At 34.6% G+C, this 23,601-nt stretch carries 21 protein-coding genes; 4 read left to right on the top strand and 17 right to left on the bottom strand.

Annotated elements, in window-relative coordinates; genetic code table 11:
* Nucleotides 1-76: 76 nt before the first annotated feature.
* A complete protein-coding gene (locus A5866_RS16505) occupies nucleotides 77-481 on the bottom strand; it encodes a hypothetical protein (protein WP_254907577.1) in 405 nt (134 codons plus the stop codon).
* Nucleotides 482-1,550: 1,069 nt separating this feature from the next.
* On the opposite strand from A5866_RS16505, the gene A5866_RS16500 reads away from it, so the two are divergent.
* Together A5866_RS16500 and A5866_RS16495 are read left to right on the top strand one after the other, a co-directional pair.
* On the top strand, nucleotides 1,551-1,856 hold the full coding sequence (locus tag A5866_RS16500) for a hypothetical protein (RefSeq protein WP_086444788.1): 306 nt from the start codon (nucleotides 1,551-1,553) through the stop codon (nucleotides 1,854-1,856).
* 87 nt (nucleotides 1,857-1,943) lie between these two features.
* The gene (locus tag A5866_RS16495) at nucleotides 1,944-2,372 is read left to right on the top strand and encodes a very short patch repair endonuclease (RefSeq protein ID WP_086444789.1); all 429 of its coding nucleotides are present in this window, start codon (nucleotides 1,944-1,946) and stop codon (nucleotides 2,370-2,372) included.
* On the opposite strand, the gene A5866_RS16490 is transcribed toward A5866_RS16495, so the two are convergent.
* Nucleotides 2,367-3,890, bottom strand: coding sequence for a Sau3AI family type II restriction endonuclease (locus A5866_RS16490; protein ID WP_086444790.1), 1,524 nt, complete (start codon nucleotides 3,888-3,890; stop codon nucleotides 2,367-2,369). The two genes, A5866_RS16495 and A5866_RS16490, sit on opposite strands and share 6 nt — an antisense overlap.
* 112 nt (nucleotides 3,891-4,002) lie before the next feature.
* Here A5866_RS16490 and dcm point away from each other — a divergent pair, with 112 nt between their 5' ends.
* Nucleotides 4,003-5,301, top strand: coding sequence for a DNA (cytosine-5-)-methyltransferase (gene dcm, locus A5866_RS16485; protein ID WP_086444791.1), 1,299 nt, complete (start codon nucleotides 4,003-4,005; stop codon nucleotides 5,299-5,301).
* 127 nt (nucleotides 5,302-5,428) lie between these two features.
* On the opposite strand, the gene A5866_RS16480 is transcribed toward dcm, so the two are convergent.
* From A5866_RS16480 to A5866_RS16450, 7 genes are all read right to left on the bottom strand, one after another.
* On the bottom strand, nucleotides 5,429-7,708 hold the full coding sequence (locus tag A5866_RS16480) for a hypothetical protein (RefSeq protein ID WP_339099702.1): 2,280 nt from the start codon (nucleotides 7,706-7,708) through the stop codon (nucleotides 5,429-5,431).
* A 1-nt stretch (nucleotide 7,709) separates the two neighbouring features.
* Nucleotides 7,710-8,726 carry an FRG domain-containing protein gene (locus A5866_RS16475; RefSeq protein WP_339099701.1) on the bottom strand — a complete coding sequence of 339 codons (1,017 nt, stop codon included), beginning with the start codon at nucleotides 8,724-8,726 and terminating at the stop codon, nucleotides 7,710-7,712.
* A gap of 263 nt (nucleotides 8,727-8,989) precedes the next feature.
* Nucleotides 8,990-9,292: a DUF4176 domain-containing protein gene (locus A5866_RS16470; protein ID WP_339099700.1), complete on the bottom strand. Its 303-nt coding sequence runs from the start codon at nucleotides 9,290-9,292 to the stop codon at nucleotides 8,990-8,992.
* A gap of 40 nt (nucleotides 9,293-9,332) precedes the next feature.
* A complete protein-coding gene (locus A5866_RS16465) occupies nucleotides 9,333-9,980 on the bottom strand; it encodes a DUF443 family protein (RefSeq protein ID WP_339099699.1) in 648 nt (215 codons plus the stop codon).
* Between the two features lie 5 nt (nucleotides 9,981-9,985).
* Entirely contained in the window at nucleotides 9,986-11,311 is a 1,326-nt protein-coding gene (locus tag A5866_RS16460; RefSeq protein WP_086444792.1) for a hypothetical protein, read from the bottom strand.
* Nucleotides 11,301-11,657 carry a DUF3958 family protein gene (locus A5866_RS16455; protein WP_086444793.1) on the bottom strand — a complete coding sequence of 119 codons (357 nt, stop codon included), beginning with the start codon at nucleotides 11,655-11,657 and terminating at the stop codon, nucleotides 11,301-11,303. Before A5866_RS16455 ends, A5866_RS16460 begins: the two co-directional genes overlap by 11 nt.
* A gap of 20 nt (nucleotides 11,658-11,677) precedes the next feature.
* Nucleotides 11,678-11,965 (bottom strand): TIGR04197 family type VII secretion effector, encoded by a 288-nt coding sequence (locus A5866_RS16450; protein WP_086444794.1) that lies wholly within the window; start codon nucleotides 11,963-11,965, stop codon nucleotides 11,678-11,680.
* Nucleotides 11,966-12,446: 481 nt separating this feature from the next.
* Between A5866_RS16450 and A5866_RS16445 the strand changes: the two genes are divergently transcribed.
* Nucleotides 12,447-13,328: a hypothetical protein gene (locus A5866_RS16445; RefSeq protein ID WP_339099698.1), complete on the top strand. Its 882-nt coding sequence runs from the start codon at nucleotides 12,447-12,449 to the stop codon at nucleotides 13,326-13,328.
* A gap of 500 nt (nucleotides 13,329-13,828) precedes the next feature.
* Here A5866_RS16445 and lepB read toward each other — a convergent pair whose 3' ends face one another.
* The 8 genes from lepB to A5866_RS16405 form a co-directional block, all read right to left on the bottom strand.
* Nucleotides 13,829-14,506, bottom strand: coding sequence for a signal peptidase I (gene lepB / locus A5866_RS16440; protein ID WP_086444796.1), 678 nt, complete (start codon nucleotides 14,504-14,506; stop codon nucleotides 13,829-13,831).
* 19 nt (nucleotides 14,507-14,525) lie between these two features.
* Entirely contained in the window at nucleotides 14,526-15,194 is a 669-nt protein-coding gene (locus A5866_RS16435) for a hypothetical protein (RefSeq protein WP_086444797.1), read from the bottom strand.
* Nucleotides 15,195-15,216: 22 nt separating this feature from the next.
* Entirely contained in the window at nucleotides 15,217-16,362 is a 1,146-nt protein-coding gene (locus A5866_RS16430) for a DUF916 and DUF3324 domain-containing protein (protein WP_086280941.1), read from the bottom strand.
* A 127-nt stretch (nucleotides 16,363-16,489) separates the two neighbouring features.
* On the bottom strand, nucleotides 16,490-17,269 hold the full coding sequence (locus tag A5866_RS16425) for a WxL domain-containing protein (protein WP_086444798.1): 780 nt from the start codon (nucleotides 17,267-17,269) through the stop codon (nucleotides 16,490-16,492).
* Between the two features lie 36 nt (nucleotides 17,270-17,305).
* Nucleotides 17,306-18,112 carry a WxL domain-containing protein gene (locus tag A5866_RS16420; RefSeq protein WP_086444799.1) on the bottom strand — a complete coding sequence of 269 codons (807 nt, stop codon included), beginning with the start codon at nucleotides 18,110-18,112 and terminating at the stop codon, nucleotides 17,306-17,308.
* Nucleotides 18,109-18,456, bottom strand: a complete 348-nt coding sequence (locus tag A5866_RS16415; RefSeq protein WP_086444800.1) for an LPXTG cell wall anchor domain-containing protein — start codon at nucleotides 18,454-18,456, stop codon at nucleotides 18,109-18,111. Before A5866_RS16415 ends, A5866_RS16420 begins: the two co-directional genes overlap by 4 nt.
* A 13-nt stretch (nucleotides 18,457-18,469) precedes the next feature.
* Nucleotides 18,470-22,606, bottom strand: a complete 4,137-nt coding sequence (locus A5866_RS16410; RefSeq protein ID WP_086444801.1) for a pectate lyase-like adhesive domain-containing protein — start codon at nucleotides 22,604-22,606, stop codon at nucleotides 18,470-18,472.
* A gap of 54 nt (nucleotides 22,607-22,660) precedes the next feature.
* Nucleotides 22,661-23,389, bottom strand: a complete 729-nt coding sequence (locus tag A5866_RS16405; RefSeq protein WP_086444802.1) for a winged helix-turn-helix domain-containing protein — start codon at nucleotides 23,387-23,389, stop codon at nucleotides 22,661-22,663.
* Nucleotides 23,390-23,601 lie beyond the last annotated feature (212 nt).

Genomic DNA, 23,601 nt, shown 5'->3' with positions numbered 1-23,601 from the left:
TACTTAAATCTTATTTTCTTACTAAACTAAACTAAAAACCTGTCGCTACTTCTCGACAGATTTTTCTCTTAATTTTCTATGATTTTACATATGTTACTTTATTCGCCAATTCGCTTGCCGCAAATTGATTGGCTTCAAAAAAGACTTTGATCATTTTTTCATTCTTTAAGCGAATCACAATATGGGGGGATTTTCTGAATGAGATAAAACTTGAGCCAATCCCTGATAAATTCCAATTGCTCGTAATCGTGAAATAGCGAATCTCTTCGTACATCAACACTTTCTTACGATTAAAATGAACCAGCTCCAAGCCATTTTCATACAAATACAAGCCGTCTTTTCTAAAGACAAATTGAAAAATCGCTAATATTGTAAAAACAGTTCCGATCACTAAACCAATCTGAATTCCTAATTGATCTGTATCGCCAAAAATAATAAATCCATACACTACGATTGCTGGTACTAAAAAAAATAGCCCCAACAAGATTCCTCTCCGATATGCATCGGAATATAACCGTCCCAACTCCATTTTTTCTCCTTTTTTTGCTTTATTTGTACCTCTTTTATCGTATCATTTTTAGATAGACAGAAAAAGAATGAATTTGTTGACGTTGAATGTGTTAATAAAAAAAGTTTTGTTATTTTTCCTTATATATAAGGGAGCTGTTTTTAGTGTTATTTAATGGGTGGAAATACTGAATTTCGTTGCGGTGGGTGTTGTCTTTCGGTATAATAAATGGTGTAGGATAGAAATTAGGATCGTTGATCATTTGAGGTCAGTGGATTTAAAAAGATAAATAAAAATTGGCACTTCAATCGTTCGGCGGCAACCTTACGATCGAAGCCTTGTTACGACATGCTAGACATAGTCCAAACAAGTTGCCAATAGTGCTAGCAACATGTAATAGCTTCTTTATTGTACCTAAAATAGGTTGGGATTTCTAGGGAATCTTTGCTTTTTTCGGTGATGATTGGTTGTTGTGTATATGGGATTAGTCTATTGTCGACGGTATTGGGCATCTGCTCAATGCCGTTTTTTTCTGTCCTACGACTATTTTGAAGGGAGGAGTATTTTAAGAATCGATGAAAAACTGGATAAAACAAAAAGGCACTTCACCGTTTAGCGGCAACCATACGATGAAGCCTTGTACAGACATCTAGACCCTGTCTACACAAGTTGCCAATTTGCTAGCACCGAAGCACTAGCTTCTTTATTGTACCTAATTTTCTTTTGAAATTCTAGTTGGTTTTGGGAATTTCTTGGGATTACTGGTTGTTTAGAAGTGACCTGTGGATTTGGTTTAGCTGATTGATAACGGTATTGACAGGTTCGGTATCGTTTTTTTGTTTTACTCTGAGAGAAAGCGTTATGAATACCACGAGGCTTTTGAAGTCATTTGTAGCGCTTGTTTATAGGTTTGCCTTGTCAATGCGCATATAGAACAAGAATCGCTGAAGCACAAAATTCAGCGGAAAACTAGCGGGAAAAGTTGGGATAGAATATGAGATTTACCAGTTTTTCTCTGCTTAATTTAAAGGAGATTGGGAGAATGGAAAAACAACAACAGAATTTAAAGGCAGTTACGTATCAGGATATTATTGAGTTACGGGATTTTATGGAGAAGATGGCTTCTTGGCAGGAGCCTTTGGCGATTTTGGCTCATTTTTTTCAGTTTCGGTCTGGGCCAATCAATAAGAAACGGATTGTGAAGGAGTATTATGCTCGAGCGCAGATGTTTCATGCTTTTTATGAGGATTATAATCGGTTGATTGAGTTGGGGGATGAATTGGTGATGGAGCTGGTTAGGGCTGAGAAGGTTGATAGTATTTTACAGAAAAATGATAATATCCAGTAAGCTTTTTGAATTGTTCCTATATCTCACAACTTTTGTAGTTATAGTGATATAATTAACTTACTATTTGAACGATTGGGAGGAATCAGAATGAAGCATCAAAAACTTAAGACATCTCCTGCTATATCAAAAAGAATGAGTAACGTTAAACTAAAAGGTGGTAAAGCTGAAACTATTTTAGCAAAAAGTCTTTGGAATTCAGGAATAAGATATCGAAAAAATTATAAAAAGCTACCCGGTTCACCAGACATAGCTATAACTAAATATAAAATTGCTATATTTGTTGATGGAGAATTTTGGCATGGTTTTGACTGGGAAAATAGGAAACAAAAACTTAAAAAAAATAAAGAATATTGGATTGAGAAAATTGAAGAAAATATTGCTAGAGATACACGTAACAACGAATTGCTAATAAAGGATAATTGGACCGTCATTCACTTTTGGGAAAAAGAGGTTTTAAAAAATTTAGAGGAATGTATATCTAAAGTACATTCCTCTATAAATAACCAATATTTATGATAGTTCTTTAACTTGTTTTGCAATATACTGTTTATTTAACCAAAAAGCTTGCTTTTGCATCCACTTATCACTTAACTCATCTTTTTTCTCACTTGGTCGATTTATCCAAAACGAATCAGAAGGTAATTCCCTTGCATTAGTCAAGTCTCCTTCAATGTAAGAAGATATTTTTGAATCTGGACGAAGGTGTATAATAACATCATCACTTTGTTTTAAGAGATTATTTTTTATAATATATCCTTTTGCATTTTTTGTAGGATTATATTCCAAAACGACGCCTTCCTTAAGTCCATGTATTGTATTTTCCCAGCCAAACCTTACTGTATTGTCTAAATCAGCCAATTCCATATTCCAAAATTTAGCACCTTTCAAAACAATATCATCCCCATCAGTATTAAAGACTATAAATAGAAAACGTGTTGTTTCAAAATATTCTCTTAATTTTGAACTATCCCAACTTTCTTTAGATAGTTCAATAAAACTTGGTATAGGAACTACTTTCATGTTTTCTTCAGGAATTTTATTTTTCAAAACAATCGTTTTGACTCTAATATTAGCCTTATCAAACTCTTCAGCTAAGATTTCATTTCCATTTGTATCAGTTAATCCTAGAATAGCACGAATTATCATATTATTAGCATTTTTAGGATACTTTCCTTTGTTATTCATTTGCACTTCAATATTGAAATAATCAAAAAGCTGTTTTTGAGTTTTACCAGCATACTTATCAATTTTTGAAATTACGTACTCTTCAAAACTAATATTTTTAAGTATATCTTTTTCTTTAATTATCGATTCATATAACTTCACCTTTTTCTCATTCATGATATGTTCACGAAGTATCGAAGTCATGTAACTTTGTTTAAATGAATAGGCTCTAGGAAAAGCACCTACTTCACTAAATTTATATTTTTTTAATTTTGTAGCCTTGCTCCCTTTTTTACATGCTCCCAAATAATTTGTCAATGATTCTGATAATTCATCTGCTTTACCAAGTGATATAAAACTGTTTATCTTCTCCCAATCATTTTTAATGATATCAAAATCTTCACTTGGTATTTCAATCAATGTGTCTCGATTCTTTTTTATTTCGGGTAGTTCTACTAAGGACATCATATGTGCTGAACTAATAGTCATTTCAGTTTTAGGTACACCAACAATATACTGATAATGCATCAATTCAATTACTTTATTTTTAAACCAAAATGACGACTCTTCAAACTGCTTCTCTCCCTCAGTAGAATAATCTATCATGTTTAATACCAATCTTTCTTTAGCTGAATAATCCCCATTTTTTAGTTTCTTATACGGAGTTACTTTTAATTCTACACCAGCTTCAGGAAAATCAGGCTGGGCAAGATTATCTGCTGGATGATCAAACCACCCTTCTTCGATTGCAATTCCAATGTCACCTTTTCCATTTTGTTTAAGTCTATTATTTAAATCAAGCTCTCCTATACATTCCCCTATTGCATCAACAGCTCTGTTATGTACTTCTTGTTTTGTCATATATTTCATAGTTCAAACAACTCCTTAATTGAAATTATATCATTTTTCGAGAAAAAGATCTTGATCTTTTGCGTATTTTATAGTATAATACTATTCAGACAGTCGAAAGGATGTTCGTATAATGACAAAAAAACTACATGTACTTGAACTTTTTGCAGGCGTTGGAGGCTTTAGAGTTGGTTTAGAAAAATCTGATCCTGAGTTATTTATAACTAAATGGAGTAATCAATGGGAACCTTCTAGAAAAAGTCAAGATGCTTTTGAAGTTTATAATTATAAGTTTCCAGATAGCGAAAACATAAATAAAAGTATCGAAGAAATTTCTGATGAAAAGTTTGAAAGTATGGATGCAGATATCATTGTTGGTGGATTTCCATGCCAAGACTACTCAGTTGCACGAAGTAAAAAACACGAGATGGGTATAGAGGGGAAAAAGGGCGTTCTATTTTGGCAAATCATACGTGCCACAAATCATATAAAACCTAAGTATTTGATTTTGGAAAATGTTGATCGTTTGTTGAAGTCGCCATCTAAACAGCGTGGTCGTGATTTTGCTATCATGTTAGCTGCTTTTAATGAATTAGGCTACTCGGTTGAATGGCGAGTTATTAATGCTGCTGAATACGGACGTAGACAAAGACGAAGAAGAGTTTTCTTCTTTGTATATAGAAATGATACTAATTTCGCCAAAAGAATTGATGCTGAGTTTGAGAATGAGGATTCTAACTTATTATTTGATGAACATATGTATGATGAATACATATTTGAGAAGGGTCTTTTTGCTCGGCAGTTCCCTATTGAAAAAATGCCTTATAAGTCTCGCCAAGCCTCTTATGATTTACCTGATGATATTGTTGAAATCTCGGATAACTTTTCAGGAAAGGTTTGGAATACTGGGATAATGAGGCATGGTCGTTACTTTACAGTCGATACACAACCAATCTTATCATCTCAAGAAAAACCTATTCCTCTAGAAGAAACTTTGCTAGAGGAAGATAAAATAGACGAAAAATATTATCTTAACGATGAAGCTAAACTTGAAAAGTTCAAATATCTACGTGGACCAAAGAAAATTGAACGAAAAAGTGCAGATGGACATACGTATATCTATTCAGAAGGCGGAATGTCTCCTTATGATGATTTATCATTACCTGGAAGAACTATGTTGACTTCCGAAGGTTCTTTGAATCGCTCAACACATCTTATCAAAAGAAATGGGAAATACAGATTGATTACTCCAATTGAAGCTGAAAGACTACAAGATTTTCCTGATGATTGGACAAAATTCAAACGACTTTCCGATGGAACAAAAGTTGAAGTAAGCGATAGAATGCGCATGTTTTTTATGGGAAATGCTTTAGTGACAGGTATTGTTAAACGTATAGGTGACGAACTTAAACAAATAGAAACCGAAAAATAAAAAGAAGACCGTAAATCATTGTACTGACCCCAAAAAGTCTAAATTTTTTTTTGTGGGTACAATGATTTACGGTCTTCTTTTTACTAAAAGATAAAAAATCTATTCAAACATCGCAAACTTTACAAGACTATCTTTGAAAAACAATATCTTCCCTCTTTTCATTAATCAATTCTTCTATGGTTTTTGAATTTGCCCAAAAAGTTCTCTTAGTTAAAAGATCTCCATTTGAAAATTCAAAAGTATCTTCTGCATTTACGGCTTTAGGACGGACATGAAATTTTAAATCATCACTGATTTTAGGAAATAAACTCTCTTTTCCCATACAAAATGCTTCTACTGTCTCTTCATAGACTTTCTGGGCTTCTTTTTTAAACGTCATAAAGCTGAAGTCTTCAATAATTTCCAAGCCACTCACCAGTTCTTTTTTCTCTTCTAAATTTCCATTTATCTCAGAGGTAGCTTTATATTCCCAAAAAACAATGAAAACTGGATAGGTTTTTCTTAATTCTTCTAAGAATTTTGAATCTGAGAATTTTTTATACCTATCATCGTCAGGATAACCATCCCATTGATAAAGTTCATTAAAGGTTGAATTAGGAAATGGATATGATTCCTTGACTTTTTTATTTTTTACTGGGATAACTCTGAAATAATTAATCACGATTCCTTCATCATTCAAATATTTTGTAATGGTATTACTTACGCTATAATTACTTTTTCTATTTTCATTTATATATCTAATTAGATCGTCTTTATCAATATCTCTTATACTCTTGTCAACTAGATTTTGAATTGTACTTAAAGTACCATTAAGATATTTTACAAATAGTTCATCTGTCTTAAAAGTTCCATCATCAAGATTTTCTTGATTAAATACTTTTATAAATTTATTATATAATTGAATCAATAGTTCTTCATCAATACTCTCTTTAGATTTTATGACTTCATTTATAACAAAACTTTGAAAATAATTTTTACCGTAGCTATCTAATTCTCTATAATTTTCCCGTTCTTCTCTTGGTCTTTTTTTCCACCAAATATCAACAATCAAAGCCTGATTTAGCTTGTCTAACAAGTCCATTTTAGTATTTTCTTCCTCTAAATCTCTTTCTATTTCCTTGATTGTTTCAACCAATTTTTTCTTTTGAAAATTCTTGCTTTCACCCGGTTTCATCTTGGTTACTAAATATAATTTTACAAAATCTAAAACCTTCACTCCTGTATATGACCCAGGATTTTCCCCACCTTTTAGAATTTTTATTTGATTACTTTTCAAATTTTCGTTTATTCTTACCACTACATTGTCGTCAGCAATCTGATCCTCTTCCATGATTGGAATTTGGGTATTTAGACCACTTGTTATTACTTTTACGTTCTCTTCATTTCCTTCTATAAATATTGCTTTTACAAATATATCTTTTGAAGCATCTTTTATTAATGCTTTTAATTCTTCTTTTAGTGCTACTAATTGATTTCCATCTAAATCCTCTATATTTTCTACTAAATTGTCAACCTCGGAATTCATTTCTTCCATACCTGTAAAAAATTGAGTTAAAGTTTGTGCTCCATTTATAACACTAATTTTCCTAGGATTGATTTTTACTGTTTCTCCGGTTCTATCTAACGATTTAGAATCATAAGAAAAAATAGTAATGCCATTGTGATAAAACCAAAATTGTTCAGGTTGATTATAGTCTAATGCCTGTTTATCAATATTAAACAATGTTGATAAACTCTTATATAATTGTCCATCCTTTTTGTAATTCATTATACATTTTACTTTCATGTACATCTTAAAATTTTCTTTTAACTTTTTTCCAGTTTTATCCTTACTCAAGCCATAACGAACATTCTTACTAAATAAATTTATTCCTGTAACATTAAATACTTCTTTTAATTCTGACATCGAAACATTATAAATAAATCCATTTAATTCTATTTTTTTAAGATTATCTTCTTTATGACTGTACATATATTCTAAGAAGTTTATTCCATCCCCATCTACAGGAATATCGATTTCGTTATCTATATCTATATAATAAGAAATCTTTTGCGAGTAAATCTCATCTAACGTAGCTCTACTTTTTCGATTAGTGAGTTCTTTTTGTGCTTTGAAAAATAGCTCACGTTCATGATCCCAATTTTTAAAAATTACAATTATAGAACTAAAATTTTCATCCGCTTTCTTCACACGATTTAACTCTAAAAAATCAAATTCAGCATTGTCTCCACTACAATCATAAATTATATAAAATTCACCATCACCACTTTTTTCTGTAGTCCCTTCTAGTTTATAATATCCTTTCTTATCTCCTATTGGTTCTGGTTCCAAGGTGTTTAAATCCTTAGTCTCTTTTAAAAAATCACTTAATCTTTTTATAGTGCTCCAACTATTCAATTTACTCATATTACTTACCACCTTTTCTTATAACTTTTTTATAAAAATTAAATGTAGATTCACACTCGTTTTTCAGATTAACTTTATTCTTTTTATCAGAATCGCCATTGCCAATCCCACTATTATCAATATAGTAAATCAAATCTGCTATTTCTTTTCTAAAAATTCTAGTAATTTTTTTGGTATCTTCATTCTTTTCTTTTCGTAGAGCCATTTCAAAAGTTAGACGGTCAAGATATGCCCTAACCTCTAAATCCACTGTTATTTCAGTATCATATCTCTTTATTGATTGTATTCTTTTTACTTTCTCTCTTATCAAACTAGCTCGCTTATCCTTTTCTGGATATATGCTTGCTTCAGAAATGTTAAAAAAGGCACTTAATTCATCTAAAATCAATTGTTTGTCCTTTTTATCAATATATATTTCTTTATAATAGCACTTAGGAATTTTTCGGTATTTTTGACCAGGAAAAAGAATAAAACCACCGCTTTGTAACTTCATTCGTTCATTATTATAACCATGAGTAATAACTTTAAAATCTCCAAAAAAAGGAGAATTAAAACTTTTTTCATCCAATAACGATGAATAAAAATTTTCAATATAATTGGATTGTGGTGAAAAGTATTCAGGAAATGCAAAAATATAAATTTTTCCATCTTTATCTTCTCTTTGGCTACAAGCAAAATAAATAGCTGGTAAAATATTAAAGGTAATATCTAATAAACGACTGATTGCTATATAGTGCTGTGACTCTATAGCTTTTTCAATATTTTTTAAATTTACTTTGTCAACTATTTCATAATCACAAATCAAATCTAACAAATTTAATTCGTCTTTTAAAGTATATTTCTCCCTAAAAATGGAGGGCATTAAAGAAGTTTCACCATAATCCATTGGCTCACCTCTATATGCTAAAACGCATTCTCCATTTGAAAAACCAGAAATGTGTTTTTTTAAATCTCTAATTGTATTATTTACCTCATTTAAATAATCAATTATTCCTTTTTTTTTACTTTTTTCTAACATAAGTTCCTCCTATACTTACTATATTTGAATAGTTCATTTTTTAGTCCACTCAGATATTTTGATGTGTCTCAGTATATTATAAATACTAAAAATTGATATTTTTGTTTTTCGTAAAAAATATAAGCTACTTCTTTTTATCATTCTCGTATCCTAAAACAGATAGATTCAAATTATACATATTATCTTCAAGACTACATTTGGCAAACTATCTTTCGATTATATCTTCATCTTATACATATCAATTTTTTACATTTTATTCAAAATCATCCTAAACTCTTACTAACAATCCCTCTTTCAATCAACTTTCCTTCACCATCTAGCCATTCAGTATACAATTGTTCAAACCGTTCTTCTTCCTCATCTGTATAACCATTAAACAAAACAGAATCAACATTTTCTTGATTAAAATAAAGCACTTCATTAGGATTTAAACCACTTGGATATCTGCAACCGCTATAATCATACAAAACATTTTTGTCATTTTCATTTACAACGGGGCCTCTGTTTAAAACCATAATTTTTTGACTACCTTCTTTTAAGTAAACGATACTACCGATTGTTAACATAATTTTCACTCCTTCTCACTTGAACCTTGACATTTCAATACTATTTCTCAGGTTTATAACTATATTCCATGTTTTCCATAGGTTTTAATATTGACGTGTTTAAAAATGACACGAACACTAAATAGATGAATATTACTGGTATCACCGTTAAGGATTTAGCTTGGATCAATAAAGACAACAGAAAAAATAAGATTGCTATCAAAATAATTGTTCCAGTTACACAACGTTTTTTATAAAAATTATTATCCTTCTTTAAAATAATCAGATGATCTAAATTTAGAGTTGTTTCCTCATTAAAAATTTTTTTCAACTTATTAAGATTAACTACAGATCGTACATATCTAAATATGAAACTACAGAAAAAAGCGGTTAGAATAGCTAAAAACATAAGATTCATTGTTAGTTCTTCAAAAAATATACTTTCTAATCCTTTCATAAACGCATAAATTACACCACCTAGCATAAATCCAGAAAACGACCATATTGAAGCGCCCGTTTTGTTTTTAGGAACTTTTCTAAGCTTAATATATTGGTCTTCACTAATTTTTGTAGCGTTGTTAGCAACATACCACGTAGACATTGGAATCAACCAAGTAAATTTGTGCGAATCTAAATCAAGTAAATACTTATCCTTTTTATTGATTGTTGCTAATTTAAAACGAGGTATCGATGTATCTTCTACTTTCATAATAATCACCAACCAAAACAAGATGTGAGACTATCCCAACCACTTGAGATAGATTCGCCTAATTTATTTAGTCCATTTTTAGCACGCTCTACATTTTCATCAAATCCTTTAGCCCAATCATCTGCTAAATCTTTAATGCCAAGGAAATTAGAATCATATATTATATTTGCTGTAATACCAATTGCTACTGCAGTTCCAATTGCTGCCCATCCCACTGGATTAGATACACCAAGAGTAAACAACGTTGCTTCCAATCCCATCGTTAGTCCTGTACCAATTGCAATGGTTCCTCCTGTATGAGAAATCGCTTGACCTACAGAATTACCATTTAGGATATCTGTAGTGAATCCTATTACTGGTCCTGCCATTTTCGCCGCGCCTTGTAACATGCTCGTAGCAGCAAAACCAGATGCAGCTGCTATATTCGTACTAGCATATCCTCCGTTTTGAGTAAAAAAGGAAGTAATTGCTGGAGCGACTTTTGATAAGTATTCTTCAAAATACGATAGTAACGTATCTTGAACTCCACCAATTGCATAATCAACACCATTCTCTTTAAAGAACTCACCAAGCTCTTTTGGAATCTTGATACTAGGATCATCTTTCAATGCTTGACCAATTTTTTGATACTCTGCAAGACCAATGTTAGGTAAATTCTTAACAATTTTATCTAACTCTCTCTCATTTCTCTTTCTCACAGCTGATTTCACAGAGTTCGTCCAATCCAACGCTTTCCCTTTAGGAACCGAAAAAGTCCCAGTCGCAGGATTAAACCCACTATTCGCCTGCTGCAAGCCTTGCGACAACGTCGAATAAAAACTATTCACTCCATCAAAAATAGCAGGAGATGTTCCATTAAACGTCATTAATTTCTCTAACTTCTTCTCTAAATCACGTTTTGTCGTCTCTAACGATTCAATAATCCGCCGATTGGCTTGTTCCAATGGATTCGTTCCTGTCGGAAGCTTTGGCAAGCCTCGATTGATACTCTCCATATTCAGGATCGACGTATTGATTTGTCTGATTCGTCTTTCTAAGTCATCTGACTTCAAATCAATACTATCAACCTCAGATGTATATTGATCCACAAATTTTTGACAAGCTTCTGTTGTCATGTCTGCGCCTACTTCGGCACCTTGAACTAAAGGTTGGATCACTGCCGCAAAAAATTCTTTGGCAGAGTCATAGCCTTTACTTGATAGTTCGCCTGCACTCATAAACTGTTGATTGCTTTGCATCAACGACGTATAGCCTTGTACTAATTGACTACATGCATTTTTCACGCTGGACGCTTGGCTTCTCGCTTGACCGAGGTACATATCAATACTCATGCTGTTCCGACCTTTCTTCTTTTGTTTTTATTTCTTGCCAATGTAAGTCTTCTTGTTGATCCTCTAACGTTCTTGTTTGTTTTTTTAGTTCTTGCTGTTGCTCTTCTAAAAAATCTTGAACGCCTCGGCTTTGCCAGTTGATTTGCTCGGCCATATCTTGGTACAACATATCTGTCTGGCTTTGAGCAAATTCTTCTTGTAATTCATTGAATAATTGCTTTTGATAGAAAAAATATTCTTCGTAGTGTTCTTCTGTTTGGTTAATGTCACGTTTTAGATCTTCGAGTTTTTCTTGTTCACGTTCGAGTTGGATTTTTTGTTGATTGATTTTTTCAAGGTTGGACATACTTTATTCCTCCTTTCAGCTTAAGGAAGCATTTGGTTATACTGCATTTGAGCGATTCGTTGATCAACTGCTTCGAATTCAGCTGCCACTGACCGGATATTGTTACTTGCTTGGGTAATGGCTTGGACAAGTGAGGTATTAAAGGTCGTTAGTTGCGTGATTGCTTGTTGCGCATTGCTATTGCCTGCAACGGTCGTTTGGGTATCTTTTGTGATTGTTGTCTCTTGATTTAAAGAACTCACCGATGATGCTATAGAAGTAGCGACAGCTTGTGCTACTGCGGAATTACTGTTTATATCCTTTGGCATCGTTTTTTCCTCCTATAATTAAAAAGTAAACGTCTAACGACTTAGTTTTTATAATAGTATATATACTTAATTGTAATTCGTAAACAACTCAATGTAAATATATAATTTTCAAATGTTCCGTTTGCTTACTTAAAAGGAAATTATAAAATACATTTATCGACATAATTATGTGTTCTGTTTTTAGTTTTTAAATTAATCTAAAAATTTACTCTTTTTTTCGCTTCACTATTATTATATACAGCAACATACCGTTTCCGTATTTTTGATCCTCATCCCTTCACTCGAAAACATTCTCTAAATGTGACAAGTATGATTACCAATTCTCGGTTATTTCTTCTTTTTTCTTAACTATAGAAAATTTACTACCTTGTATTTTCAAATCCTATATAGTAAATGTCTGTATTATCAAATCAGCACTATACAAATAAACTTAATATTGACACTAAAAGAACGATATAATACACTCTTAACAATAAATGAAATGATGATTAGAATTTTATGGGGAATTTCGCTATTTGTTTGTTTTGGATTTACTACAAAGGTTGAGGCTCAAGAGAAGTATGAAATCAGTGAGAATAATACTAATCTGATCGAGGAACTCTCCTCAGCGGAACCTGCAAATTCAGCTTACATTAATAGTACTATTGATATGTATTATGAAGTACCTTCCGAAAATGATTCTAGCGAAGATTTTAATTCATTTTTAAATTCAGTTCTAGTCGAACTAAAAAACTACGATAATAATCAAGATGAAAAATTAGAAAATCAGCTTGAATTTGCTGAGGAAAACGTTGACTTATCTTTGGATAGCAACTTACCTCGAACGTCTAGAGCTTTAGTTGCAACACCTTATGATATCGCTTTAGGAGCATACGCTGCTGGAATTAAACTGGTAGAAGGGATAGGACATTGGCAGACTGCTAATTATATGAGACGTGCTATTGTTCCAGCAAACAGAGTCAACTCAGCATATACACCAGCAACGTATTACAATACTAATGATACTTGGGCTAAAATGGTAGATAGTGAAGACTTAATGCGCTCTTACTACGGTCGTTTAAAAGCTGAAGCTTTCCGAGGAGGCAGAGCTTCAGGATTTTTTGCAGGATCACATACGTTCACAAGTGGACATTTACTCACAGCTTTACGAGGTGTGTCTTATACAGTGTCCTATAAACGACAAGCAAATGGAAATTACTTTACTACTGTAAAAGTTACTGATATATTTGATTTTGCTTGGGAACCAAATGGATATAGTAATAATTTTGCTGTCGGTTTTGGGAATAACTATTGCTATGCTATGCAATCTCGTGGATATATAAAACCTTATAAAATTGAAATAGTAAGATCTATGTCAAGATAAGATAAGACAGGAGTGAGTTTCATAAAATCTAATAAGTTGCTAATCATTACACTTAGTTGTCTATTTATAGTTTTTAAAGTTGTTGGAACTTTTCTGACACTGAATTTTTTACCTATTCAAGACCCTGAAACATTAACAATGGAAGAAAAGTTTAAACTACAAAAAGAATTTTCTATCAATTATGATTTAGGAAATTCTATGATAAATCTCAGCAAACTATTTTTTGTAGTTTTGATAGTGTACTCGATATACTCATTTTATGTTTTTTGGAGAAGCACTCACACTGATAACGGTGATTTCATCAAATAAGATATTTTTCCTCCTTTGCGTACTTAAATGTAAAGGAGGTTTTTATATGGATCAAATTCTACTATCCGAAAATATCACTAATGATGGGAAAGGTGTTGTTTTAGAAAGCCTTTAGTTCATCTTCACTAACTTTAAATATAGCATAAAAAAAGGATGGAACATCTCCATCCTTTTTGTACTATATTCCCACTCTAAAAACTCTTCATCTCACCAAACGGCAAAAGCTGCATCGTAATTTTCCCAATCACATTCTCTTTTGCAATCAAACCATAATGGCGACTATCGGTCGCATACGGTCGATTATCCCCCAAAACCAAATAGTACCCCTCAGGAATCACAACAGCAGAAGTTAACGTTCGATTCGTGAAATCTTCTGTATAATTTTTGCCATTGCGCTGGCTTTCATTGATTTCATCCATAATAAATTTTTCATCTATCGGTTGGTCATTCACGAAAAGTGTATCATCCGTATACGCAATTTTTTCTTCTGGCAGACCAATGACTCGTCTAATTTGCGTGTTCCCATTGCCACTTTTAAACGCAACTAAATCAAAACGTTTGAAGTCAGTTGTTTTTTGAACAAGGATCTGATCTTTTTCTCGTAACGTTGGGATCATACTAAAACCGTGAACCGTTACGATCGTTAGAAAAAAGGAGCTGATGACAAGTATCAATACGACACTCAAACTTATAGCAACGATAAGTTCTTTTAGATAGTTTTTAACAGGTTGTTTTTGGCGTTTGATCTTTTTATTATGGTGTGGTCTTTTTTTGTTTCCTGTCTTTTTTGCTGGTACTTTTTGAGAAGAACGTTTTTTTCTTGTAGTTGACGGTTTCTTTTTTCTTATGCGCTTTGATTCTTTCTCCATCGAAAATCACTCACTTGGATTACTTTTCTTCTTTAAAAGCAGATTCATTCACTTTGTAATAATCAAATGTTTCTTTTTCATAGACTTGCGCTTTCTTGATATCGGCTATAAAACTATCCACCAATTCTTGGTTGCCGAAAAAGTTTTTGGTTTGCGTACTTGCATTCATCCCTAATTGTTTGACTGAATTATAGTACCGATTCAAGGTAATTTGTCCTTCTTCTGAATTGACGTCACTTGCTTTTTTTGTCCCGTAGCTTGCCATAGAGGTGGCTAAGTAACGAAGGTTTTTTTGTAATTTTTCTTCATCATCACTTTTATCACGAGCTACAATCAGCTGATTTTCAAAATCCCGCAATAGATAGTAGCCTTTCACAACCGAATCTGAATCCTCCGTTGTCAAATTCATCGACTGATAATAAGAAAGATACGACATCCCACCAGCTAAAATAGCTGTTATTACTGCCATTACCCAAAATAAGCGTACGCTCTTTTTTTTCTGTTTCATCAACTGCTGTTTTTTTCGTGCTATTTTTCTATTTTTCTTTTTGTTTTTAAATTTTTTATTCGGAAGTTTTTTTAGCATAGCACGTTTACGAAAAAACTGTACTAAACAATAAATTGATCCTAGGAGCGCAACGATTGATAGTGCTATCCCTATGATGAAAACCCAATCTAAAACAGACATACACTTCAGCTCCTATACTTTTCTAATCCTTTTTCTTACTACTTTTTCCATTAGATGAACCTTGCTGTTTTTTCTTTTTACGTTCTTTTTTTAAAGCTAATTCTTTTTCTTGTTTTTTCTTACGGAGTATCCGAATAATCACGAAGATCAAGATAATCAGCACTAATACACCTGCAACGATCAGAGCAATCAATTTCCAGTCCAGTCCTTTTTCTTGTACTAAGCCAACATCCCGTTCGTTGAATTTATTCGCATCTTTATCTGAAATGGTAAAGTCTTTAGTCCAAGCCCATTTTTTGTCACCAGACGTCACGAGAATATCCGCTACATAATCACCCGCCACCATGCGTTCCCCATTCATACTGACAGGAAAGTCAATAAAGGAATTGGGTGCCATTCTCATGGCGGTTTGTTTGCGTTCGTAAAGAACAGTGTCTTTGCCCTTGGGTTTGATTTGGACTTCAACTGTCATATCATTTAAATAGGCTGCCATCACATTGGAATAGTTAATAAAAATAGCATTGCGATAATTGCTTTGTCCAGCTTTTACACTGTTTAATTCTAAATTTGGAGCAAGCACTTTTTCTGATTCCTGCAACACAACACCAATCACATAGGCATATTGGTTAATGATTTTTGAGCCGCCTTCATTAGAAGTCGTGCCATTTTGATTTGCTCTCATCAACTGGATTCCGCCAGCAATCACACCATCAAAGCTTGTTTCTGGCATTTGAATAGTCAAATCCAGATTCTTGGTTTCCCCAGGTGCCAGTTCAACTGTCTCTGGTCCTGTTACAATGTTGGTAAAATCAAAGGGTAATGATGGATCGTTTTTAATTGTGGATTCACCATATTCAATCACACCATTTTGGTTCGTCTTTGCCCCATTTAATTTAACGTCAATCGTCACTTTTTCAGTACCAGGATTACTTAATGCGATGGAAATCTGTTGATTTTTACCTGGCTCCATTTGCAATTTAAAGTACCCTAGGTCTTTTTTGACTTGATTATCAGGAAAGGTAATGCTGTACGTAAATCCTGTTGCGCCAGCAGGATTGTTATTTTGTTTTTCTTCAGCATGATTCGTGGATGGACTAAAAAACAGACCGATGGTTATGATTAGGATCGGTAAAAGCCATTGTTTGATTGTTTTTATGTTTTTTTTCATTGTAAACCTCGTATATTCTCAATTATTTTTTTCCTATGTAAGCTGAAAAAAACTAGTTCGTTAGTGGTTCTTTCAGCTAAAAAGCAAGCTGGTGAAGATCTCACCAGCTTACTAAAGTACTTAAAGATTATTCAGCAGCAGTAATTTTCCAAGTTACAGTAGCAGTGTAATCCGCTACAGCCATGTTTGAAGCAGTTGCTGCAGGAATTGTTAATTTCACAGAATTTGCATCAGTTCCAACAGTACCTACTGTTGAAGAAGAACTTTGACCAAATTCCATTACGTAACGTCCTTTTCCTTCTTTGTTTGCTTTGTCTGCAACAACGACTGGTTTTGCATCGTTCGCTGCTTCTGTTAATTGGAAACCAGTTTGAACGTTTGAAGGAACAGTATTTGTGTTATCGCCTTGTGCTGCAGCAAATCCATTGCTAAAGTCAATTGTTGAACCAGATAATACGTTTGCTCCTGATGTGAATTGTTTTGTTAATTGTGCTGTGATTGTATAACCGAAAACGCCTCCGGCACGAACGTCAGCCCATTGTACATAAGCACCACGTTTTGTTGTTCCACCGTTAAATGTCATTGGTTTTGCAAAGCTTGTTACTGCATTTGCAGATGTTTCAACTGACCCAAAATCTAAATCGGTTGTTTTCTCAATAACTAATGATCCTGAATCTGGATTTGTATTTTCACCTGGCGATGTTGGATCTACTGGGGGTAATTTTTCTCCAGGATTTTCTGGATCGACTGTTTCAGACCCTCCACCACCGGCAGTACCTTCTGTAACTTTTACTGTACCTTCTGAAGTTAGTTCAGTTGGCGCTGCGAATGCAGGTGTTGCCGCTCCTAAAACCGTTACTCCTAAAATTGCTACTAATGTTGATGCACAAAGACTTCTTGCTTTCATATTGCTATTCCTCCTAATTGTTTGTGTGTTTTTTTATTAAGGCAACTTGGCTAATATCCAAGTTATCTCCGTTTGGTATTCTACCGGATGAATCTTCGTTGCTTCCGGTATACTTAGTGTGATTGCTGAATTGCTATACACTGGTTTACTATAAATACTATCTATCACCGGTTTTCCTGATTGATTTACTACAGGTGTCAGTGTTACAGGTTGATCGCTAGAATTCGTCTCCGATGCGCCAAAGGCAATGGTCCAAACGCCTTTACCGCTTCCTGCTCTGGCAGTTGCGACTTCGTATGCTGAACCAATTGAATTTAACGCGATCGTTTCTCGCATTACAGTTGGGGCTTCACTTGTACCACTTGAATTGGCCCATCCTTTATCTAACGAAAGAACCGCACCTTTTAAATCCTGCTCACCCGTTTCTTGAATGATGGGATTGGTAAACTGATAGTTTTGTTTGACTTGTAACGTCCACCCAGACGATTCTGCTTGTTGATCTGTAATTTGAATGTAACTACCTCTAGGGCCTGTTTCACCAAAAAATTGCTGCGCAAGCGCATGATAGGTCCGTCCATTTTTAGAAATTTTACTTTCACCAAAATCAAGAGCAGAAACATAGTCAATACGAAGGGGGCCTTCGGTTGAAGGACTATCCCCTGGATCAACAACATTCCCTGGATTTTCAGGGTCAACAGGATTTGTCACCACACTTCCCTTGATACTAACTGAGCCTGATTGATCAAGCGTTTCAGGGGCAGCTTGGGCAATTATGCCTGTTTCTCTAACTAGAACCAAACTGGCAATTGCTAACGACCAGATACCGATTTGTGTTAACTTCATTTTTGCTCCCCCTTTCTACCTTTTCGTAAAAAGAGAAGCAGTGCCAGTAGGATTAATATCCCTATGCCAAAAATGCCGTAGTGTCTCAGCAGCTCACCCGTACTGGGAAGATTTTTTCCAGCTGGTTTCGCTGTTGCACTTGGTGTTGTCGGTTTCTGTGAACTTGGTTCAGTACTGGTAGATGAATCGGTTGGTTCGGTCGATTCTTCGTAAAACGAAATCTTACCACCTCGATTGACCTGGCCACCTGTTCCTTCATTGGCACTTGCACTACTTGAGTAACTAAAAATACCTAGCAACACAACCAGAGAGCAGACGATTATTTTTGTTGTTTTATGTTTCATTTTCCACTCTCCTTTATGGTTGTCCGGCCATGACTTTCCACGTAATTACGCCGACATAATCTCCTGTATACACTGTATCAGATGAATTGATTTGTAATTTTATCCCGTCAGTATTGGCCGTTTTGCCCCAACTGTCACTAACATCAAAGCTACCTGCAGTGCCTTTACTATTGGTATAAACGACTTGTGCATTCGTATTTAAAATCGTTTCCTTACCATCTGCAACATAGCGTAAAGCATTGACTAATTCTTGGCCGCTGCCGTTTTTCATCGGTGTTGTCAGCGTAGCCGTCAAACGCCAACCATTGGCAGCATCTGCCCGAGTATCTGTAACAACTAGTTGTTTATCAAATTCTGGGTCTTCTACTCGTTTGGTTGTTGCATTATAAGCAAGCGAGCCAAAATCTAAAGCGCTTGGTACCGAGGTCAAACTCAATACGCCTTGCAATTTGTATTGAACCGTTAGTGCAGTATTATTAATCTTCACCGCAGTTTCATTTGCTGGTCGTTCGGCAATATCATACCCGGCTTTCGTTAGATTCGTAAGTTGTGTGGTAACACTTTCTTCTTTTGTTAAGTCAATCGTATCTCCGACTTGGGTATTTAGTTTAACGGTATACCCAGGTAACACTTGGTTTGCTTCATTTAAGAATTCAACAGATAATACGGCATCAACATCCACAACAGTTACTTGGATCGTTGTTGTGATATCTGTAGGTAATCCTGAATCAGCTGCTTTTACCGCTAATGTTACAGTGTAGGCTTTTGGTTGAAGTTGACTCACATTATTTAAACCGCCAAAGTCCGTTACCGTGACAAATTGAGTCAAGTCTGTTTTGATTCCATTTGTCAGTTTATAGGCTTCTGGTTTACTATGCTGTAGGATATAATTCTTTAATTCTGTTTCTGATAAATTACGAATATCTACATACGATGCTTCAAAATCAGAACCTGAAACACCTGAAGCCTGGTCATAGACAACTAACGTTGACTCAACGACTTTAGTATTCGGCGCTGGATTTCCATCAGCATCAACCGCCTTGTCAGATACATTGATCTGTACCGTGTGTGTTCCTGGCGTATTCGCTGCTGTTTCTGCCGTAGTAGGATCCGTATAGGCATAATCAAAACCAGTATTGACTGGACTTGTATCACTAACATCTTTCACCATGTCTTTTGCTGCAGGCAAAGGATCACCTTTCGTCATATAATAAGTCACCGGTGAAGCTGTAGGTGGTGTTTTATCCAAGACTGTTTGTGTCACTTCCTCTGCTTTTAGATTCGCAAATCCGTAAGCATAAATGACACTTCCAGCTGTAAAATAATGCCCTGCTGGTACAGTTACGGACCAATTTCCTGCCGCATCTGATTTCGTTGTAAAATTCGCACGGTATTCAGCTGGAGTAGACGTATCTTCTACAGGTGATTTTACGCTATCTGTTGATGGATCAAAGGCTGCCGTAATCGAGTTGTTGACCGGTACATCCCAGATACGGATATAAGCATTTGGAATCGCGTAGCCAGATACAGTAGTCGAACTGTTATTGCCCCGATTATCGGTTGCAATGCTATGAATCGCAATATTTGGATCTGGTACTCGGGTAAAGAGAACTCGTTGTTGTCCTCTCGTTGTAAAATTCGCGTTAAATCTAGTCAACGTTTCATTTGTCATCGCATTAGATGCTGTGATCGTAGGATTAAAGCCACTTCCATAAGCTAATCGCATATTACTCATAGGAATGTACTCATACGTATACCCATTATCGCCATCAGCTCCGCCAGCCACATTATTTAGTGACCATTGGAAGACGTTTTGAACTGAAACATCTAGGTTTCCTTGAGACCAAATCAAGCCATTATTTGTCGTTGTTCCACTGGTCAAGGCTTTGTTTTTTTGCAGATTCACGCGTTTTGCATCTGAGAATTTAAAGGTTGATGATGCGCCACCCATTCGTAATAAATATTGCGTGATAGACGTGCTGTCGCTTTGAATATCAAACGAAGCATTCGGTTGAACGATAAAGGTTGAGTTATTTGCAACATAGAATAAATCTGTTGTGCTGGCCCCCATGTTTACCCCTTTAACATTTAAGTTTCCTGAAACGTTAATGGAACCACCATTCATGTAAATTGGATTATAGTTTATATCATTGTTTCCCGTTCCAGAATAGGCATCTGTTTGGATATTGACCGTCGCATTTTTTCCAATATTTAACTCAGATGTGGCGGATCCTAAATAGACAGCACCACCGAATGTTCCGTGATGGTTTAAAATGTCAACGGTAGAGCCTTCACCAACGGATAATACACCGCCTGAAATATTCAAGTTGGTATTATAGTATTCGGCGGCAGTTGTTTGATTGCCACGTTCCAATTTTAGTTTTACATTTTTACCGATTTCAAAACTACCTGATGGAATGTAAAGAACGTTTGATCCAAGTGAAGAAATATAAACATCTGCATTATCTTCTACAACAGCTGTGGAAATCGCTAAACTTCCTTGTTGGTAATTATTCACGTTCCATGTACGAATCGTTGTCCCGTCTTTTCTTACAGAAGTCCACGTACGTTGTTGTTCTAAATGGACTTTGTTTTTCAGGGTTAAATTGGTTTGTTGCGACTCTAAAAACTGTGTTCCATAACCAGTATAATTGTCCATGGTCATCTTTCCACCATTGGCACCATTGTTGAAAATCATTGCGCCCCAATAATTACCATGGTAAACCGTCATATTACTAAATTGGATATCCCATTCTTTTGACCCCAAGTTATTGTAGACTAAAAAAGAAAAACAAAGTGAACCAAAATCTAGTGTGTAATTGTTTCCATTCACTTTAACAGTTCGTGCATTACCTTGTAACTGGAAATACATGTGTGACTCACCACCAGAAGCTATACCAATCGATGTTGTTGAAGTCACATTTTGCGAGTACCGTAAATATGGACTATAAATGAAGTAACTGGATGAATACGTTGGGGCAGTTGTGTAGATATCATTTAACAGTTCTACATTTGTTACCCATGGATCATTTAGTCCAATCGTGTAACCTAAAAAGTCGGTCACATTTCTCGTATTGGTAGCTGAAGTAAGGTCATAAGAAATATTCGCGTTACTTCGAATCGTTCCTGTCAATCCATTCGCAGCGCTCTCTGTTGCCGTATACGATGAAATATAAAATGGGCCGGAATAGTTTGAAGAACTCATATTAATGTTTTGAAATTTTAAATCCCAATAACCAAAAATAGTGCCTGAACTTCCTGATACATAACTCGTTTGGTTTAAAAAGCCTATCGCTAAGTTGCCAAAATTAAAGTTATGACCATTTCCATCAATCGTTAGTGAGCGTGCAGTCGCATTTTTATTGATATATAAATAAACATTTTGCGCACTGGTTAGATCAACTGAACTAACACTAAATAAATCCTTATAGTTATTTAACGTGCCTGACAGTGTAATATCATTTTGTATCGAAATAGTATTCACTGTGTTATCTGCGATCGCCTCAACAAAACTTTGCCAATCTGTTACTTCTGCTGTTCCAGCAGCACGGCTGCTTAATGCTCTCGGCTGAGCGAGATCTAAATTGGCAGGAGCTTGGCTATTTTCCGTATTCTCTTTCGATTCTTTGACGACAACTTTTAACTCTCCTTGACCAACACTATTTGCTTCATCGGTCAATGTCAGTGAATAGTCGCCACTTTTTTCTGCTAATAATGCTAATTTCAGGGAAGATTGAGTACTATTCACTGTGATAGTCAACATCCGCGTTTCTTCATTCCAATTAAAAACAGGAAACGCTGCTTTTGGATCTTCCTGTAAAAGCATGGCTCTTTCTTCTGATTCATTAAACTCTATTCCTTCAGGAAGACGAATTTGCCAATCTTTTTTTGACTCACCCAAATCAGTTGATGGACTACTCTCATCAGACTTCTTTAGCTCGTTTTCAGCTCTTGTGTCAGAGATCTTTATATGAAATACTTCATTTGCATAAAGTTCCTCTTCAACAGTTGTCAACGAAATCGGTGATTTGGCAAAAATCTTACTTGTAGAAGAATGCAGCTGTGAAAACATAGCTAAAATAAGGATCGAAAGAATGGCTATGCTCATTCCAACTAATTGAAATTTTCTTTTTTTAATCATTTCATTCATTTTCCCTCCTGCCCCATTAGTTTACAAAGAATGTTCTCAGTTTCTTCACCTCCTTCAAGCTTGATTCATCCCAACATTGTTTACCTGTGGATTCAGTGCTAATTTGTACCCGATTGTCCGAACTGTTTTGATGAATTTCGGCGTAGTGGGGTCTTCTTCTATTTTTCCTCTTAAATGGAATATGATATTACTTACTCGATACTCTTTTTTCTCAGCACTTTCATTTTCCCAAATATGTTGGTAGATTTCTTCATAGGTCAATGCTTTATCGTGCTTATTATGAAGGAGTTCTAAGACTTTAAATTCTAATTTGGTTAAACTGATTTCGACTTTTCCTTCTTTTAAAACACTGAGATTTTCTGGAAGTAGTTCTAATAAGGGTTCTGCCGTTGATCTCGTCTGTAAAACGTTAGGTTCTTCCTTATTCTCAATCCGTTTTAAGATATTTGAAAATTGTAAAACAAACTCATCTTCATAAACAGAGACCCCGTCTGCACCTAGTTGTAGGTAAATTTTCTTTTTGGTTTTTGTTTCTTCATCATTTTCAATCAACAATACCCAGATCAATTTATTTAATCTCGTTCTTAACTCCAGAATATTTTTGCAAATACTAGATAAATCACTCATCGTGGATTCTTCAATAATAAATGCATCTACATTTGCTAGTTCAGAACCTACATTTTTGACTTGTAAAATTGTAACCTCATGACCTAAGCTCACCAATTCTTTGGTATAATCCAATTCAGGTTGAGACGAATCTCGAAAAATACCGATAGTGTACATTGCAGGTACCTCCTACTAAATTTATATCCAGAACTAAAAAACTTTCTTAGTGTGCATTCAAAAGCAAAATACTATTGAAGACGTTTTGATCTGAAATTTATACTTATCACGTTAATTTAAAAAAACACAATAATGAATATCCTGAAAGAATTAAGTTCAAGATATTCATTCGATTCATCCGATTATTCCTCATTTCTTAATAAGATTTGACC

This window comes from Enterococcus sp. 12C11_DIV0727, assembly GCF_002148425.2.
GTDB lineage: Bacteria > Bacillota > Bacilli > Lactobacillales > Enterococcaceae > Enterococcus_L > Enterococcus_L lemimoniae.
Note: the sequence above shows the minus strand (reverse complement) of the source record. Positions and strands in the feature narration are given on the sequence as shown.